The organism is Bacillus sp. FDAARGOS_1420 (assembly GCF_019344915.1).
Lineage (GTDB): Bacteria > Bacillota > Bacilli > Bacillales > Bacillaceae_G > Bacillus_A > Bacillus_A mycoides.
This window is the reverse complement of sequence record NZ_JAHWJB010000001.1, coordinates 821,495-839,529: the sequence shown is the minus strand read 5'-3', so window position 1 is coordinate 839,529 and position 18,035 is coordinate 821,495. Positions and strand designations below refer to the sequence as shown.

Below are 18,035 nucleotides of genomic sequence, written 5' to 3'. Positions count from 1 at the left end.
CTATATGCCTCCATGTCTACAAGTTGGGCATGGAGGTTTTTAGTGCACTTTCGGTACATCTTCTATATAATCTACAGGAGGTGTAATAACATGAGCAAAGTAATCGAAACTAAACAACAAGTTGTAACTGAAATCGCTGAAAAACTTCGCGCGAGTAAATCTACAATTGTTGTTGACTACCGTGGTTTAACAGTTTCTGAAGCAACAGAATTACGTAAAAACTTACGTGAAGCTGGCGTTGAGTTCAAAGTTTACAAAAACTCTTTAACTCGTCGTGCTGCAGAGTCTGCTGAAATGGCTGAGTTAAACGAATTCTTAACAGGACCAAACGCAATCGCGTTCAGTAACGAGGATGTAGTTGCTCCTGCGAAAGTATTAAACGACTTCGCTAAAAATCATGAAGCTTTAGAAATTAAAGCGGGCGTAATCGAAGGTAAACTTGTAACACTTGATGAGGTTAAAGCTATCGCTACTCTTCCATCACGTGAAGGCTTACTTTCTATGCTTCTTAGCGTTCTTCAAGCTCCAATCCGTAACCTTGCACTTGCTACTAAAGCAGTTGCAGATCAAAAGGAAGAGCAAGGCGCTTAATTTTTTAAAAGATAATTACTTGTTATCTATAAAACAATACAAACCTATTTAAGGGAGGATATTTACAATGACTAAAGAACAAATCATTGAAGCAGTTAAATCTATGACTGTATTAGAACTTAACGACTTAGTAAAAGCTATCGAGGAAGAATTCGGCGTAACTGCTGCTGCTCCTGTAGCTGTAGCTGGTGGCGCTGGTGAAGCTGCTGCTGAGCAAACTGAATTTGACGTAGTACTTGCAAGTGCTGGCGCTCAAAAAATCAAAGTTATCAAAGCTGTACGTGAAATCACTGGTCTTGGCTTAAAAGAAGCTAAAGAATTAGTTGACAACACTCCAAAAGCAATCAAAGAAGGCGTTACTAAAGAGGAAGCTGAAGAAATGAAAGCTAAACTTGAAGAAGTTGGCGCTGCTGTAGAAGTTAAGTAATTAACTTTTGGTGCTTTAAAAAAAGCTCGCTCTTATGCGAGCTTTTTTTTTAACTGTAAAGAAAAGAGGTGGCCATATGGCAGACCATTATTTTTCTAACGACCCTTCTAGTAAAAGTGATCGTAAACGATGGGAAGTTACACTTCGTGAATCTCGATTTACTTTTTTATCTGACCATGGGGTGTTCTCGAAAAACGAAGTGGACTTTGGTTCTCGTCTTTTAATTGAAGCGTTTCAAATGCCAGATGTTAAAGGTAATGTGTTAGACGTAGGATGTGGGTACGGTCCAATCGGTTTGTCGTTAGCGAAAGAGTTTCAAAATCGTGAAATTCACATGGTGGATGTGAATGAAAGGGCCTTGGGACTTGCAAAAGAAAATGCCGCTAATAACAGAATTGAAAATATACGTATTTTGCAAAGTAGTGTCTATGAAAATGTAGATGGCAAGTATGCTGTTATTCTATCTAATCCTCCAATTCGTGCTGGTAAAGATATCGTGCATGAGATTTTAGAAAAGGCTGTGGAGTATTTAGTTTCAGGTGGAGAATTGTGGATTGTTATTCAAAAGAAACAAGGTGCGCCATCTGCGATGAAAAAACTAGAAGAAGTATTTTCTGAAGTTGAAGTTGTAGAAAAGAAAAAAGGATATTATATCATAAAATCAAAAAAGCGTTGACGGTTATTTTTGGCTATGTTAACATTATACAATGCCAATATATGATTTTCTGCGTTGAGAAAGATGTATATTTTTGCTTCTCTTGGAAAAGATAGTAAAATCAGCAGATTATGAAACAGAATGATGGTTTTCTTATAGAAGCCATTTTTCTTTTTTGAGCAGGTAGAAAGACTCAACGTATCTATCTTTAAGAGAAAAAAACTACGCTAATAGCAGTAGTTGTATTTATTTGTGATTTTGCACAAATTTTTTTGTGCATTTATAATACTCATGATTTGAGGGGTGAAGCAGTTGACAGGTCAACTAGTTCAATACGGACGCCACCGCCAACGAAGAAGTTATGCCCGTATTAGTGAAGTATTAGAGTTACCAAATCTTATCGAAATTCAAACCTCTTCTTATCAGTGGTTTCTTGATGAGGGTTTGCGAGAAATGTTCCAAGACATTTCTCCGATCGAAGACTTTACGGGAAATCTATCGCTTGAATTTATCGACTACAGCTTGGGTGAACCTAAATACTCTGTAGAAGAATGCAAAGAGCGTGATGTGACGTATGCAGCACCACTTCGTGTAAAAGTGCGTCTAATCAACAAGGAAACTGGTGAAGTAAAAGAACAAGATGTGTTCATGGGAGATTTCCCACTCATGACAGAGACTGGAACATTCGTAATTAACGGTGCAGAACGTGTTATCGTTTCCCAGTTAGTTCGCTCTCCAAGCGTATACTATAGTGGCAAAGTGGATAAAAACGGAAAACGTGGTTTTACTGCTACTGTAATTCCAAACCGCGGAGCTTGGTTAGAGTATGAAACAGATGCTAAGGATGTTGTATATGTGCGTATTGACCGTACGCGTAAACTTCCTGTAACTGTTTTGTTACGCGCATTAGGGTTTGGCTCTGATCAAGAAATCACCGAGCTTTTAGGTGATAACGAATACTTAAGCAATACGTTAGAAAAAGACAACACAGATAGCACAGAGAAAGCATTGCTTGAAATTTATGAGCGTCTACGCCCTGGTGAACCACCAACAGTAGAAAATGCAAAGAGCTTACTTGTGTCTCGTTTCTTTGATCCGAAGCGCTACGATTTAGCAAATGTAGGTCGCTATAAGATCAACAAAAAGCTACACATTAAAAACAGATTGTTTAACCAACGTTTAGCTGAAACACTGGTGGATCCAGAAACTGGTGAAATTTTAGCGGCAGAAGGAACAGTCTTAGATCGTCGTACACTGGATCGCATTCTACCTTACTTAGAGAAAAACATTGGATTCAAAACAGCGAAACCAATGGGTGGAGTGGTAGCAGGCGATGTTGAGCTGCAATCTATTAAGATTTATGCTCCAGAATCAGAAGGCGAACGATCTATAAACGTAATTGGGAATGCAAATATTACTCGTGATATAAAACACATCACACCAGGTGATATTCTTGCTTCTATTAGCTACTTCTTTAACTTGCTATATAAAGTAGGGGATACAGATGATATTGACCACTTAGGAAATCGTCGTCTGCGTTCTGTAGGAGAGTTACTACAAAACCAATTCCGTATCGGTCTTTCTCGTATGGAACGTGTTGTTCGTGAGAGAATGTCGATTCAAGATACAAATGCAATTACACCACAAGCGTTAATTAACATTCGCCCGGTTATTGCATCTATTAAAGAGTTCTTCGGAAGTTCTCAGTTATCTCAGTTCATGGATCAAACAAACCCATTAGCAGAGTTAACTCACAAACGAAGACTATCTGCATTAGGACCCGGTGGTTTAACGCGTGAGCGCGCAGGCTTTGAAGTACGTGACGTTCACTACTCTCACTATGGTCGTATGTGTCCAATTGAAACGCCAGAGGGACCAAACATCGGTTTGATTAACTCATTATCTTCGTTTGCGAAAGTAAATGAGTTTGGTTTCATTGAAACGCCATACCGTCGTGTTGACCCAGAAACTGGTCTTGTAACAGGGCAGGTTGATTATTTAACAGCAGATGAAGAAGATAACTATGTTGTAGCCCAAGCGAATATGAAATTATCTGAAGTAGGGGAATTCCTTGATGAAGATATCGTAGCTCGTTTCCGTGGTGAAAACATTGTCACAAATAAAGAACGCATCGACTACATGGATGTATCTCCAAAACAAGTAGTGTCGGCAGCGACAGCTTGTATTCCGTTCTTAGAAAACGATGACTCTAACCGCGCACTTATGGGAGCGAACATGCAACGTCAGGCGGTTCCGTTAATAAATCCGGAATCTCCGATTGTAGGTACAGGTATGGAGTACGTATCAGCAAAAGACTCAGGTGCTGCAGTAATCTGTAAACAGCCTGGTGTTGTTGAGCGCGTAGAAGCACGTGAAGTTTGGGTACGTCGCTATGTAGACGTTGACGGTCAAACAGTAAAAGGCGACTTAGATCGCTACAAAATGCAAAAATTCATTCGTTCTAACCAAGGAACTTGCTACAACCAACGTCCAATCGTAAGTGTTGGAGACCAAGTTGTAAAAGGTGAAATCCTTGCGGATGGTCCTTCTATGGAACTAGGTGAACTGGCGCTTGGACGTAACGTGCTTGTTGGCTTTATGACATGGGACGGTTATAACTATGAGGATGCGATCATCATGAGTGAGCGCCTTGTAAAAGATGATGTGTACACTTCTATCCATATTGAAGAATATGAATCAGAAGCTCGTGATACGAAGCTTGGACCAGAAGAAATTACACGTGATATCCCGAATGTTGGAGAAGATGCACTTCGTAATCTTGACGAGCGCGGTATTATTCGCGTCGGTGCTGAAGTAAAAGATGGAGATCTACTTGTTGGTAAAGTAACGCCAAAAGGTGTAACAGAATTAACGGCAGAAGAACGTCTATTACATGCAATCTTCGGTGAAAAAGCACGTGAAGTACGTGATACATCACTACGTGTACCACACGGTGGTGGCGGTATTATATTAGACGTAAAAGTGTTTAACCGTGAAGATGGCGATGAATTGCCACCAGGCGTGAATCAACTTGTACGTGCATATATCGTTCAAAAGCGTAAAATTTCTGAAGGTGACAAAATGGCCGGTCGTCATGGTAACAAAGGTGTTATTTCCCGTATTTTACCGGAAGAAGATATGCCTTACTTACCAGATGGTACGCCAATCGATATCATGTTAAACCCATTAGGGGTACCATCTCGTATGAATATCGGTCAGGTATTAGAGCTTCATCTTGGTATGGCAGCAAGATACCTTGGCATTCACATTGCAACACCAGTATTCGATGGTGCTCGTGAGGAAGATGTATGGGGCACAATTGAAGAAGCTGGTATGGCAAATGACGCGAAAACAATCCTGTATGACGGACGTACTGGTGAGCCATTCGATAACCGTGTATCTGTTGGTGTCATGTATATGATCAAACTTGCGCACATGGTTGACGATAAACTTCATGCTCGTTCTACTGGACCATACTCACTTGTAACGCAGCAACCTCTTGGAGGTAAAGCTCAGTTCGGTGGACAGCGTTTCGGTGAGATGGAGGTTTGGGCACTTGAAGCTTATGGTGCTGCTTATACTCTTCAAGAAATCTTAACAGTGAAGTCTGATGATGTTATTGGACGTGTTAAGACGTATGAAGCAATTGTTAAAGGTGAAAATGTTCCAGAACCAGGTGTTCCTGAATCATTCAAAGTATTGATTAAAGAACTGCAAAGTTTAGGTATGGACGTTAAAATGATGTCTATCAACGATACAGAAATTGAAATGCGTGATACGGAAGATGACGATGATCATCAATCAGCAGATAAATTGAATGTTGAAGTTGAGACAACTAAGGAATAATTGGGATAACCTGTAGACTAAAAGGGAGGTAGGCCCCTTGATAGATGTAAATAACTTTGAATATATGAAGATTGGACTTGCTTCACCTGACAAGATTCGTTCTTGGTCATACGGTGAAGTTAAGAAACCAGAAACAATTAACTATCGTACGTTAAAGCCTGAAAAAGATGGCTTGTTCTGTGAGCGTATTTTCGGACCACAAAAGGACTGGGAATGTCATTGCGGAAAATATAAACGTGTACGTTATAAAGGTGTAGTTTGTGATCGATGTGGCGTTGAAGTAACGCGTGCAAAAGTTCGTCGTGAACGTATGGGTCATATCGAATTAGCTGCTCCTGTATCTCATATTTGGTATTTCAAAGGTATCCCGAGCCGCATGGGACTTGTCTTAGACATGTCCCCTCGCGCGCTTGAAGAAGTAATTTATTTCGCTTCTTATGTTGTAACAGAAAGTGGAGATACACCACTTGATAAGAAGCAATTACTTTCTGAAAAAGAATACCGTGCATATCGTGATCGATATGGCAGTACATTCCATGCTGCTATGGGTGCAGAAGCGATTAAAAAATTACTGCAAGACATCGATTTAGATAAAGAAGTAGACTTCTTAAAAGAAGAATTAAAAACAGCACAAGGACAACGCCGTACTCGTGCTATTAAACGTCTAGAAGTATTAGAAGCATTCCGTAACTCTGGAAATCACCCATCTTGGATGATCTTAGAGGTTCTTCCAGTTATCCCACCAGAACTACGCCCAATGGTACAGTTAGATGGTGGACGTTTTGCTACTTCTGACTTAAACGACTTATATCGTCGTGTAATTAACCGTAACAACCGTTTAAAACGTCTATTGGACTTAGGTGCACCAAGCATCATCGTTCAAAACGAAAAACGTATGTTACAAGAAGCTGTAGACGCATTAATCGATAATGGTCGCCGTGGCCGTCCAGTTACTGGACCAGGTAACCGTCCATTAAAATCACTATCTCACATGCTTAAAGGTAAACAAGGACGTTTCCGTCAAAACTTATTAGGTAAACGTGTTGACTACTCTGGCCGTTCTGTAATCGTTGTAGGACCGAACTTAAAGATGTACCAATGTGGATTACCGAAAGAAATGGCACTGGAATTGTTTAAACCTTTCGTTATGAAAGAGTTAGTTGGAAAAGGATTAGCACACAACATTAAGAGTGCTAAACGTAAAATCGAGCGTGTACACCCTGAAGTTTGGGACGTTTTAGAATCTGTGATCAAAGAGCATCCAGTACTTCTAAACCGCGCACCAACACTTCACCGTCTTGGTATCCAGGCGTTTGAACCTACACTAGTAGAAGGTCGTGCAATCCGTCTTCACCCACTTGTATGTACTGCATACAACGCGGACTTTGACGGTGACCAAATGGCGGTTCACGTTCCGTTATCATCAGAGGCACAAGCAGAAGCTCGTATTCTTATGTTAGCGGCACAAAACATCTTGAATCCAAAAGACGGAAAACCAGTTGTTACTCCATCTCAGGATATGGTATTAGGTAACTATTACTTAACACTTGAGCGCGAGGGTGCAATCGGTGAAGGTATGGTCTTCAAAGATGCAAACGAAGCAATACTTGCATACCAAAATGGATATGTACATCTGCACACACGTGTTGCAGTTGCTGCGAGTTCGGTAAATAATGTAACGTTTACTGAAGAGCAAAAGAGTAAGCTTCTATTAACAACAGTTGGTAAATTAATATTTAACGAAATCTTACCAGAGTCGTTCCCTTATATTAATGAACCAACAAACTCAAACCTTGAAAAAGAAACACCAGCGGAATATTTCGTTGAAAAAGGTGCGAACATTAAAGAAATTATTGCTAGTCGCGAAGAAGTGGCACCATTTAGCAAGAAAATCCTTGGTAACATTATTGCGGAAGTATTCAAACGTTTCCAAATTACAGAAACGTCTCGCATGCTTGACCGTATGAAAAACTTAGGATTTAAATACTCTACAAAAGCTGGTATTACAGTTGGGGTATCAGATATTCTTGTATTAGGTGAAAAAGATGAAATTCTCCATGAAGCACAAGCAAAAGTAGATAATGTAATTAAACAATTCCGTCGCGGTTTAATTACGGAAGAAGAACGTTACGATCGCGTTATCTCTATTTGGAGTAATGCAAAAGATGTTATCCAAGGAAAGCTGATGAAATCCTTGAATAAACGCAACCCAATCTTCATGATGAGTGATTCCGGTGCCCGTGGTAACGCATCGAACTTTACTCAGCTTGCTGGTATGCGTGGTCTGATGGCCAATCCATCTGGTCGTATCATTGAGCTTCCGATCAAATCGAGTTTCCGTGAAGGTTTAACAGTACTTGAGTACTTCATCTCTACGCATGGTGCGCGTAAAGGTCTTGCCGATACAGCACTTAAAACTGCCGATTCTGGTTACTTAACACGTCGTCTTGTAGACGTTGCACAAGATGTAATTGTTCGTCAAGATGATTGTGGAACAGATCGCGGTTTACTAATTGGTGCGATTAAAGAGGGTAATGAAGTTATTGAGTCACTATATGATCGTCTTGTTGGACGTTTTGCAAGAAAAACTGTAAAACATCCTGAAACAGGTGAAGTATTAGTTGTTGAAAATCAATTAATTACTGAAGATATTGCTCATATCGTTGAAAAGTCGGGTGTTGAAACTGTAAACATTCGTTCAGCGTTTACGTGTAATACTCGCCATGGTGTATGTAAGAAGTGTTACGGTCGTAACTTAGCAACTGGTACAGACGTAGAAGTAGGAGAAGCGGTAGGTATTATCGCAGCTCAATCTATCGGTGAGCCAGGTACACAGTTAACGATGCGTACGTTCCATACAGGTGGGGTTGCCGGAGATGATATCACACAAGGTTTACCTCGTATCCAAGAGATCTTCGAAGCTCGTAATCCGAAAGGTCAGGCAGTTATCAGTGAAATTGACGGTGTTATCGCAGCGATCAACGATGTTAAAGATCGCCAAGAAGTAGTTGTACAGGGTGAAGTTGAAGCTCGTACGTATGCTATTCCTTACGGTGCTCGTCTGAAAGTAACTCTAGGACAGCCAATTAGCCACGGTAAAGAGTTAACAGAAGGTTCTATTGATCCGAAGGAATTACTAAAAGTAACGGACATTACAGCAGTTCAAGAATACTTATTACGTGAAGTTCAAAAAGTATACCGTATGCAAGGGGTAGAAATTGGTGACAAACACGTAGAAGTAATGGTACGTCAAATGCTACGTAAAGTTCGTGTGAGTGATGCGGGTGAAACAGATGTATTACCAGGAACATTACTAGATATCCATCAGTTTACTGATGCGAATGCGAAGGTGTTACTGAAAGGTAAACAACCAGCAACGGCTAGACCGGTTCTACTTGGTATTACAAAAGCTTCACTTGAGACAGATTCGTTCTTATCTGCGGCGTCATTCCAAGAAACAACTCGTGTTCTAACAGATGCAGCAATTAAAGGTAAACGCGATGAGCTTCTAGGATTGAAAGAGAATGTTATTATCGGTAAGCTTGTTCCTGCTGGAACAGGTATGAATCGTTATCGCAAAGTGGATCTTGTAAAAACAACACAAGATAACATGAATGTAGAAAACGATGAAGTTTATGTGGAACAGTAAAATTTTCCGTCGTAAATTTTGTATAAAAACAGCTAATCCTAGTTGACATTGTATGAGACAAAATGTTACTATAATCAAGGTTGCTCCTGAACGATGCTTTGGAGGATATTTATATGTCTTATCAAAAAGTGTCAAATGCTGAAAATGTAGTCGTTGGTCATAAACGAACATTGGAAGCAATCAAAAATGGTATAGTTAAAGAAGTTGTTATTGCGGAAGATGCTGATGTGCGGTTAACCCATGTTATCATTCGTACTGCCTTGCAACATAACATACCCATAACCAAAGTTGAATCAGTTCGTAAGCTTGGAAAAGTTTCGGGGATTCAAGTGGGAGCTTCAGCAATAGGAATAATAAGTTAAAACTGTTTTTGTGAGGAGAGAGCATTTGCTCTTCCTTGCAAAAACTTTGTTTTCAACTAATAATGAACCACCTGGATATGTGGTCATACAAACATGCGAAGGGAGGATAATCAAATGCCTACTATTAACCAATTAGTGAGAAATGGTCGTACTGATAAAGTATGGAAGTCTAAATCACCTGCGTTAAACAAAGGTTTTAATTCTTTAAAGAAAAAATCAACTGATATCTCTGCACCTCAAAAACGTGGTGTGTGTACTCGTGTTGGTACAATGACTCCGAAGAAACCTAACTCAGCGTTACGTAAATACGCTCGTGTACGTTTAACAAATGGTATTGAAGTTACAGCTTACATCCCAGGTATCGGTCATAACCTACAAGAGCATAGCGTAGTATTAATTCGCGGTGGTCGAGTAAAGGATTTACCAGGGGTACGTTACCACATCGTTCGTGGTGCGCTTGATACAGCTGGTGTTGACAAACGTATGCAAGGACGTTCTAAATATGGTACTAAGCGACCAAAACCTGCTAAAAAATAATAAACTTATAATGAAAGGAGGAACTCAATATGCCTCGTAAAGGACCTGTTGCGAAACGTGACGTGTTACCAGATCCAATGTACAATTCTAAACTTGTAACACGCCTAATCAACAAAATGATGGTTGACGGTAAAAAAGGTAAATCTCAAACAATTCTTTATAACGCTTTCGATATCGTTCGTGAACGTTCAGATAAAGAACCAATGGAAGTATTCGAGCAAGCTCTTAAGAACATCATGCCTGTTCTTGAAGTACGCGCTCGTCGTGTTGGTGGTGCTAACTACCAAGTTCCAGTTGAGGTTCGTCCAGAACGCCGTACAACTTTAGGTCTTCGCTGGTTAGTAAACTATGCTCGTCTTCGTGGTGAAAAAACTATGGAAGAGCGTCTAGCTTACGAAATCTTAGATGCAGCTAACAACGCTGGTGCATCTGTTAAGAAACGTGAAGACACTCATAAAATGGCAGAAGCTAACAAAGCATTTGCTCATTACCGTTGGTAGGATTCAACGTAAAATAGATTATAAGCATAAACCGCTTTATTTGTCGCTTATGGAAGTGTGGAGAGGGAGAATGCCTCTCCCTTTCGTTGGGCGCTCGTTTTACATAATGAGGGTACTGGACACTGGCATATGTAACAATATAAAGTGGCTTTTTTGCTACTTAAAATAAAATAATCCAATCCATATATGGAAGGAGCAAGACACCAAATGACTAGAGAGTTCTCTTTAGAAAACACTCGTAATATTGGTATCATGGCTCACATCGATGCTGGTAAAACAACAGCAACTGAGCGTATTCTGTATTACACAGGACGTATTCATAAAATCGGTGAAACTCATGAAGGTGCATCTCAGATGGACTGGATGGAGCAAGAGCAAGAACGTGGTATCACAATTACTTCTGCTGCAACTACAGCACAATGGAAAGGTCACCGTGTAAATATCATTGACACTCCAGGACACGTAGATTTCACAGTAGAAGTAGAACGTTCTTTACGCGTACTTGATGGCGCAGTAGCAGTACTTGATGCACAATCTGGTGTAGAACCACAAACAGAAACTGTTTGGCGTCAGGCTACTACTTATGGTGTACCTCGTATCGTATTCGTTAACAAAATGGATAAGATTGGTGCAGATTTCTTATACTCTGTAGGAACAATCCACGATCGTTTACAAGCAAACGCACATCCAATTCAGTTACCAATCGGTGCTGAAGATGAGTTCAATGGTATCATTGACCTTGTTGAAGAGTGTGCTTACATGTACTCTAACGATTTAGGAACAGACATCGAGCGTGTCGAAATTCCTGAAGAGCATAAAGAATTAGCTGAAGAATACCGTGGAAAACTTATTGAAGCGGTAGCTGAGCTTGATGAAGAAATGATGATGAAGTACCTAGAAGGTGAAGAAATCACTGTAGAAGAGCTTAAAGCTGGTATCCGTAAGGCTACAACTTCTGTAGAATTCTTCCCAGTAATCTGTGGTTCTGCATTCAAAAATAAAGGTGTTCAAATTCTGTTAGACGCAGTTATCGACTACCTACCATCTCCATTAGATGTACCTGCTATTAAAGGTACTCTTCCGGATACAGATGAAGCTATCGAGCGTAAGTCTAGCGATGAAGAACCATTCGCAGCTTTAGCATTCAAAATCATGACTGATCCTTATGTTGGTAAGTTAACGTTCTTCCGTGTGTACTCTGGTGTGTTAAACTCTGGATCATACGTGAAAAACTCAACTAAAGGTAAGCGTGAGCGTGTAGGTCGTATCCTACAAATGCACGCTAACAGCCGTGAAGAGATTTCAACAGTTTACGCTGGTGATATCGCTGCTGCTGTAGGTTTAAAAGATACTACTACTGGTGATACTCTTTGTGACGAGAAGAGCCTTGTTATCCTTGAGTCTATGGAATTCCCAGAGCCAGTTATCTCTGTAGCTATCGAACCAAAATCTAAAGCTGACCAAGATAAAATGGGTACAGCATTATCTAAGCTTTCTGAAGAAGATCCAACATTCCGCGCTCACACTGACCAAGAAACTGGCCAAACAATCATCGCTGGTATGGGTGAACTTCACCTTGATATCATTGTTGACCGTATGCGCCGTGAATTCAAAGTGGAAGCAAACGTTGGTGCTCCTCAGGTAGCATACCGTGAGACTTTCCGCGCTGCTGCGAAAGTTGAAGGTAAGTTCGCTCGTCAATCTGGTGGTCGTGGACAATTCGGTCACGTTTGGATTGAGTTTGAACCTAATGAAGAAGGTAAAGGATTCGAATTCCAAAACAAGGTAGTCGGTGGTGTAGTTCCACGTGAATACATCCCAGCTGTTGGAGCGGGTCTTGAAGACGCACTTAAAAATGGTGTACTAGCTGGTTATCCACTAGTTGATATTAAAGCTGCGTTAGTTGACGGATCTTACCATGATGTCGATTCATCTGAGATGGCGTTCAAAATCGCTGCATCTATGGCGCTTAAAGCTGCGGTTTCTAAATGTAGCCCAGTAATTCTTGAGCCAATGATGAAAGTTGAAGTTGTAATTCCTGAAGAGTACATGGGTGACATTATGGGCGACGTAACATCTCGTCGTGGACGTGTAGAAGGTATGGAAGCTCGCGGTAACGCTCAAGTTGTTCGCGCTATGGTTCCACTTTCTGAAATGTTCGGTTATGCAACGGCATTACGTTCTAACACTCAAGGACGCGGAACATTCTCAATGACATTTGATCATTATGAAGAAGTACCGAAGTCTGTTTCTGAAGAAATTATTAAAAAAAATAAAGGTGAATAATTGATTTTTATCGATTGTTCAAGTATAACTACTTATGTAAGCTTAGAAAGTGAGACGCAAGTTTCACTTTCTAGTCTAAATATAAAATAACTCATATAAACTAAGGAGGAATTTAGAATGGCTAAAGCTAAATTCGAACGTTCTAAACCCCATGTTAACATCGGTACAATCGGCCACGTTGACCATGGTAAAACTACATTAACTGCTGCGATCACTACAGTTCTTGCAAAAGCTGGTGGTGCTGAAGCACGCGGATACGATCAAATCGACGCTGCTCCAGAAGAAAGAGAGCGCGGAATCACAATCTCAACTGCACACGTTGAGTACGAAACTGAAACTCGTCACTATGCACACGTTGACTGCCCAGGTCATGCTGACTATGTTAAAAACATGATCACTGGTGCTGCTCAAATGGACGGCGGTATCTTAGTAGTATCTGCTGCTGATGGTCCAATGCCTCAAACACGTGAGCACATCCTTCTTTCTCGTCAAGTAGGTGTTCCTTACATCGTTGTATTCTTAAACAAATGCGACATGGTAGATGACGAAGAATTATTAGAATTAGTAGAAATGGAAGTTCGCGACCTATTATCTGAATACGGATTCCCAGGCGACGATATTCCTGTAATTAAAGGTTCTGCTCTTAAAGCTCTTCAAGGAGAAGCTGAGTGGGAAGAAAAAATCATCGAATTAATGACTGAAGTTGATGCTTACATCCCAACTCCAGAACGTGAAACTGACAAACCATTCTTAATGCCTATCGAGGATGTATTCTCTATCACAGGTCGTGGTACAGTTGCAACTGGTCGTGTTGAGCGTGGAATCGTTAAAGTTGGTGACGTAGTAGAAATCATCGGTCTTGCTGAAGAGAATGCTACTACAACTGTAACTGGTGTAGAAATGTTCCGTAAGCTTCTTGACCAAGCTCAAGCTGGAGACAACATCGGTGCTCTACTTCGTGGGGTTGCTCGTGAAGACATCCAACGTGGACAAGTTCTTGCTAAAACTGGCTCTGTAAAAGCACACGCTAAATTCAAAGCTGAGGTTTTCGTATTATCTAAAGAAGAAGGTGGACGTCATACTCCATTCTTCGCTAACTACCGTCCACAGTTCTACTTCCGTACAACTGACGTAACTGGTATCATCCAATTACCAGAAGGTACTGAAATGGTAATGCCTGGTGACAACATCGAAATGACTATCGAACTTATCGCTCCAATCGCTATCGAAGAGGGAACTAAATTCTCTATTCGTGAAGGTGGACGTACAGTAGGTTACGGTGTAGTTGCTACAATCGTTGCTGAGTAGTCTTTAATTAGATTATTAAAAACTCAAGGGATTCTCCCTTGAGTTTTTTTATTGCTTATTACTATAGAAGAAAGAGATGTATCTTCTATTTTTGGATGAGTTTCTTCTATAGTATATAAAACGAAAACAACACCCAAAAACTGTAAGGTGAATAAGAGTGGATGAAAACTTGATATTCTTTAAAGTGCCATGTATAATAGCAAAAGTAGAGAAAAGCAGATGCGAACAAAAAGATGCTTGCATCTAGACGAATAACATTGTATAATAGACAATGTTGGTCTTTGACTGCGATGAAGTGGAAGGTTGCTGACACACCCGGCCGCTTTGCCATGGCATGGTGTGGGGAAATTTCCATGGAGAAGGTCTATTTTAGAAATAGGCGAACGAAGGAGGGAAAATAATGGCAAAAGAAAAAATTCGTATCCGTTTAAAAGCTTATGATCACCGTATTCTTGATCAATCAGCTGAGAAAATTGTAGAAACAGCTAAGCGTTCTGGGGCAACAGTTTCTGGTCCGATCCCATTACCAACTGAGAAGACTATTTACACAATTCTTCGTGCTGTTCATAAGTACAAAGATTCTCGTGAACAATTCGAAATGCGCACACACAAACGTCTAATCGACATCGTGAGTCCTACTCCGCAAACAGTAGATTCATTAATGCGTTTAGATTTACCATCTGGTGTAGATATCGAAATCAAACTATAATTCATATAACTTAAAAATGTAGGAGGTGTAACTCATGACCAAAGGAATCTTAGGAAGAAAGATCGGTATGACTCAAGTATTTGCTGAGAACGGTGAGTTAATCCCAGTAACGGTAATCGCTGCTAATCCAAACGTTGTTCTTCAAAAGAAAACAACTGAAACTGATGGCTACAACGCAATTCAGTTAGGATTTGAAGATAAACGTGAAAAGTTAACTAACAAACCTGAACAAGGCCACACTGCTAAAGCATCTACAACTCCTAAGCGCTTCATTCGCGAAATCCGCGATGCAGACGTGGACGGATTAGAGGTTGGTCAAGAGGTAAAAGTTGAAGTTTTCGCTGCAGGTGAAATCGTTGACGTAACAGGAATTTCTAAAGGTAAAGGTTTCCAAGGTGTTATTAAACGCCACGGACAATCTCGCGGACCTATGTCTCATGGTTCTCGCTATCACCGTCGTCCAGGTTCAATGGGGCCAGTTGCTCCGAACCGTGTATTCAAAGGCAAAAAACTTGCTGGACGTATGGGTGGAGACCAAGTTACTATCCAAAACTTAGAAATCGTTCAAGTTGACACTGAGCGCAACTTATTACTAGTAAAAGGTAACGTTCCAGGTGCTAAGAAATCTCTTGTAGTTGTTCAAGGCGCTGTGAAGGTTAGCAAATAATTCACAATAGGAAGGAGGAATTCCAATGCCAAAAGTTACTGTATATAACCAAACTGGTTCACAGGTTGGTGAAATCGAATTAGCTGAAGCTATTTTCGGTATCGAACCAAATGAAGCTGTACTATTTGAAGCTGTAATGATGCAACGTGCATCTTTACGTCAAGGTACACACAAAGTAAAAACTCGCTCTGAAGTTCGCGGTGGTGGTCGTAAACCATGGCGTCAAAAAGGAACTGGACGTGCTCGTCAAGGTTCTATCCGCTCTCCTCAATGGCGTGGTGGTGGTACGGTATTCGGACCTACACCAAGAAGCTATGCGTACAAACTTCCTAAGAAAGTTCGTCGTTTAGCAATCAAATCTGCATTAGCTACTAAAGTAGTTGAGAACAACATTGTAGTTCTTGAGGACCTAGTGTTAAATGCACCAAAAACAAAAGACATGGTAGCAGTACTTAAAGGATTAACTGTTGAGAAGAAAGCTCTTATCGTAACTGCTGATGCAAACGAATCTGTAGAGTTATCTGCTCGCAATATCCCTGGAGTAACAGTAATCACTGCTGATGGCGTAAACGTGCTAGATGTGCTTCATCATGATAAGCTAATCATGACAAAAGCGGCAGTGGAAAAAGTAGAGGAGGTGCTTGCATAATGAGAGATCCTCGTGATATCATTAAGCGCCCAGTTATCACTGAACGTTCTATGGAAATGATGGCTGAAAAAAAATACACGTTCGACGTGGACGTTAAATCTAATAAAACAGAGGTTAAAGACGCTATAGAAGCGATCTTTGGTGTTAATGTAGACAAAGTAAATATCATGAACTACAAGCCGAAAGCAAAACGTGTTGGTCGTCACGCTGGTTTTACTAGCCGTCGTCGTAAAGCAATCGTTAAGCTAACTGCTGACAGCAAAGAAATCGAAATCTTCCAAGGCGTTTAATTCTTACTAAAGAAGGAGGGAAATTGAGATGGGAATTAAAAAGTATAATCCAACTACTAACGGTCGTCGTAACATGACTACGAATGATTTCGCTGAAATCACGACTGACAGACCGGAAAAGTCTTTACTTGCTCCTTTAAGCAAAAAGGCTGGTCGTAATAACCAAGGTAAAATTACTGTACGTCATCAAGGTGGCGGACATAAGCGTCAATACCGTATCATCGACTTTAAGCGTAACAAAGATGGAATTCCAGGACGCGTTGCTACGATCGAATACGATCCAAACCGCTCTGCGAATATCGCATTAATTAACTACGTTGACGGTGAAAAACGTTACATTCTTGCTCCTAAAACTTTAGAAGTAGGTATGGAAGTTATGTCTGGCCCTGAAGCTGACATTAAAATCGGTAACGCATTACCATTAATCAACATTCCAGTAGGTACTGTTGTTCATAATATCGAGCTTAAGCCTGGTCGTGGAGGACAATTAGTCCGTTCTGCTGGTACGTCTGCTCAAGTACTTGGTAAAGAAGGAAAATACGTACTTGTACGTTTAACTTCTGGTGAAGTACGTTTAGTATTATCTGCTTGTCGCGCTTCAATCGGTCAAGTTGGTAACGAACAACACGAACTTATCAAAATCGGTAAAGCAGGTCGCTCTCGCTGGTTAGGTAAGCGCCCAACAGTTCGTGGTTCTGTAATGAACCCGGTTGATCACCCACACGGTGGTGGTGAAGGACGCTCTCCAATCGGACGTAAGTCTCCAATGTCTCCATGGGGTAAACCAACTCTTGGATTCAAGACTCGTAAGAAAAACAAAGCGTCTGATAAATTTATCGTTCGTCGTCGTAAAAAATAATGGGATTGTAGTACGGTTCATTTCAAGAACCGTACGCCAATCACGAAGGGAGGCACCAAAATGGCTCGTAGCTTAAAAAAAGGACCATTTGTCGATGATCACTTAATGAACAAAATGGAAAAATTAGTTGCATCTGAGCAAAAACAAGTTGTTAAAACTTGGTCTCGCCGTTCAACAATCTTCCCTCAGTTCATCGGACATACAATTGCTGTATATGATGGTCGTAAACACGTACCTGTGTACATCACTGAGGATATGGTTGGCCATAAGTTAGGTGAATTCGCACCAACTCGTACGTATAAAGGTCACCTTGCTGACGATAAGAAAACTAGAAGATAATGAGAGGAGGCACTTCAATGCAAGCTAAAGCAGTAGTGAGAACAGTTCGTATTGCTCCTCGTAAGGTTCGTTTAGTAGTAGACTTAATCCGAGGTAAGCAAGTGGGTGAAGCGATTGCTATCCTTAACCACACACCAAAAACTGCTTCTCCAGTTGTAGAAAAAGTTTTAAAATCTGCAATCGCAAATGCAGAGCACAATTATGAGATGGATATTAACAACCTAGTTGTTGAAAAAGTCTTCGTTGACGAAGGTCCAACGTTGAAACGTTTCCGTCCACGTGCAATGGGTCGTGCAAGCCAAATTAACAAACGCACAAGCCACATCACAGTTGTGGTATCAGAAAAGAAGGAGGGATAATC

General features: G+C 40.7%; 17 protein-coding genes and 1 other annotated feature (1 of these 18 cut by a window edge). All 17 genes read left to right on the top strand.

The features are described 5' to 3' along the window. Nucleotides 1-51 (top strand) — a sequence feature (ribosomal protein L10 leader region); it begins 95 nt to the left of the window's first position. Nucleotides 52-90: 39 nt separating this feature from the next. The 17 genes from rplJ (at nucleotide 91) to rplV (ending at nucleotide 18,033) form a co-directional block, all read left to right on the top strand. Then, nucleotides 91-591, top strand: coding sequence for a 50S ribosomal protein L10 (rplJ, locus tag I6L50_RS04450; protein ID WP_002009790.1), 501 nt, complete (start codon nucleotides 91-93; stop codon nucleotides 589-591). A gap of 67 nt (nucleotides 592-658) precedes the next feature. Further along, entirely contained in the window at nucleotides 659-1,018 is a 360-nt protein-coding gene (gene rplL, locus I6L50_RS04445) for a 50S ribosomal protein L7/L12 (protein WP_002009788.1), read from the top strand. Nucleotides 1,019-1,094: 76 nt separating this feature from the next. Further along, nucleotides 1,095-1,694, top strand: a complete 600-nt coding sequence (locus I6L50_RS04440) for a class I SAM-dependent methyltransferase (RefSeq protein WP_002124684.1) — start codon at nucleotides 1,095-1,097, stop codon at nucleotides 1,692-1,694. A 291-nt stretch (nucleotides 1,695-1,985) separates the two neighbouring features. Next, nucleotides 1,986-5,519 carry a DNA-directed RNA polymerase subunit beta gene (gene rpoB / locus I6L50_RS04435; RefSeq protein ID WP_002113316.1) on the top strand — a complete coding sequence of 1,178 codons (3,534 nt, stop codon included), beginning with the start codon at nucleotides 1,986-1,988 and terminating at the stop codon, nucleotides 5,517-5,519. 37 nt (nucleotides 5,520-5,556) lie between these two features. Then, nucleotides 5,557-9,168, top strand: coding sequence for a DNA-directed RNA polymerase subunit beta' (gene rpoC / locus I6L50_RS04430; protein WP_002009783.1), 3,612 nt, complete (start codon nucleotides 5,557-5,559; stop codon nucleotides 9,166-9,168). Between the two features lie 113 nt (nucleotides 9,169-9,281). Then, entirely contained in the window at nucleotides 9,282-9,530 is a 249-nt protein-coding gene (locus tag I6L50_RS04425; protein WP_000121833.1) for a 50S ribosomal protein L7ae-like protein, read from the top strand. A gap of 114 nt (nucleotides 9,531-9,644) precedes the next feature. After that, the gene (gene rpsL, locus I6L50_RS04420) at nucleotides 9,645-10,067 is read left to right on the top strand and encodes a 30S ribosomal protein S12 (protein WP_001142341.1); all 423 of its coding nucleotides are present in this window, start codon (nucleotides 9,645-9,647) and stop codon (nucleotides 10,065-10,067) included. Nucleotides 10,068-10,096: 29 nt separating this feature from the next. Next, nucleotides 10,097-10,567, top strand: coding sequence for a 30S ribosomal protein S7 (rpsG, locus tag I6L50_RS04415; RefSeq protein WP_001137492.1), 471 nt, complete (start codon nucleotides 10,097-10,099; stop codon nucleotides 10,565-10,567). Nucleotides 10,568-10,774: 207 nt separating this feature from the next. Next, nucleotides 10,775-12,853: an elongation factor G gene (fusA, locus tag I6L50_RS04410; RefSeq protein WP_113938449.1), complete on the top strand. Its 2,079-nt coding sequence runs from the start codon at nucleotides 10,775-10,777 to the stop codon at nucleotides 12,851-12,853. Nucleotides 12,854-12,970: 117 nt separating this feature from the next. Then, nucleotides 12,971-14,161 carry an elongation factor Tu gene (tuf, locus tag I6L50_RS04405; protein ID WP_002009778.1) on the top strand — a complete coding sequence of 397 codons (1,191 nt, stop codon included), beginning with the start codon at nucleotides 12,971-12,973 and terminating at the stop codon, nucleotides 14,159-14,161. A gap of 400 nt (nucleotides 14,162-14,561) precedes the next feature. Continuing rightward, nucleotides 14,562-14,870 (top strand): 30S ribosomal protein S10, encoded by a 309-nt coding sequence (gene rpsJ, locus I6L50_RS04400; RefSeq protein WP_001040595.1) that lies wholly within the window; start codon nucleotides 14,562-14,564, stop codon nucleotides 14,868-14,870. Nucleotides 14,871-14,904: 34 nt separating this feature from the next. Beyond that, entirely contained in the window at nucleotides 14,905-15,537 is a 633-nt protein-coding gene (gene rplC, locus I6L50_RS04395) for a 50S ribosomal protein L3 (protein ID WP_000160209.1), read from the top strand. A 25-nt stretch (nucleotides 15,538-15,562) separates the two neighbouring features. Beyond that, nucleotides 15,563-16,186 (top strand): 50S ribosomal protein L4, encoded by a 624-nt coding sequence (rplD, locus tag I6L50_RS04390; RefSeq protein ID WP_001127261.1) that lies wholly within the window; start codon nucleotides 15,563-15,565, stop codon nucleotides 16,184-16,186. Beyond that, the gene (gene rplW, locus I6L50_RS04385; protein ID WP_001205557.1) at nucleotides 16,186-16,476 is read left to right on the top strand and encodes a 50S ribosomal protein L23; all 291 of its coding nucleotides are present in this window, start codon (nucleotides 16,186-16,188) and stop codon (nucleotides 16,474-16,476) included. The genes rplD and rplW overlap by 1 nt, the downstream gene beginning before the upstream one ends. Nucleotides 16,477-16,504: 28 nt before the next feature. After that, nucleotides 16,505-17,335 (top strand): 50S ribosomal protein L2, encoded by an 831-nt coding sequence (gene rplB, locus I6L50_RS04380; protein WP_000511584.1) that lies wholly within the window; start codon nucleotides 16,505-16,507, stop codon nucleotides 17,333-17,335. A 60-nt stretch (nucleotides 17,336-17,395) separates the two neighbouring features. Next, the gene (rpsS, locus tag I6L50_RS04375; RefSeq protein WP_000124452.1) at nucleotides 17,396-17,674 is read left to right on the top strand and encodes a 30S ribosomal protein S19; all 279 of its coding nucleotides are present in this window, start codon (nucleotides 17,396-17,398) and stop codon (nucleotides 17,672-17,674) included. A gap of 17 nt (nucleotides 17,675-17,691) precedes the next feature. After that, entirely contained in the window at nucleotides 17,692-18,033 is a 342-nt protein-coding gene (rplV, locus tag I6L50_RS04370; protein WP_002009773.1) for a 50S ribosomal protein L22, read from the top strand. Nucleotides 18,034-18,035: the final 2 nt, after the last annotated feature.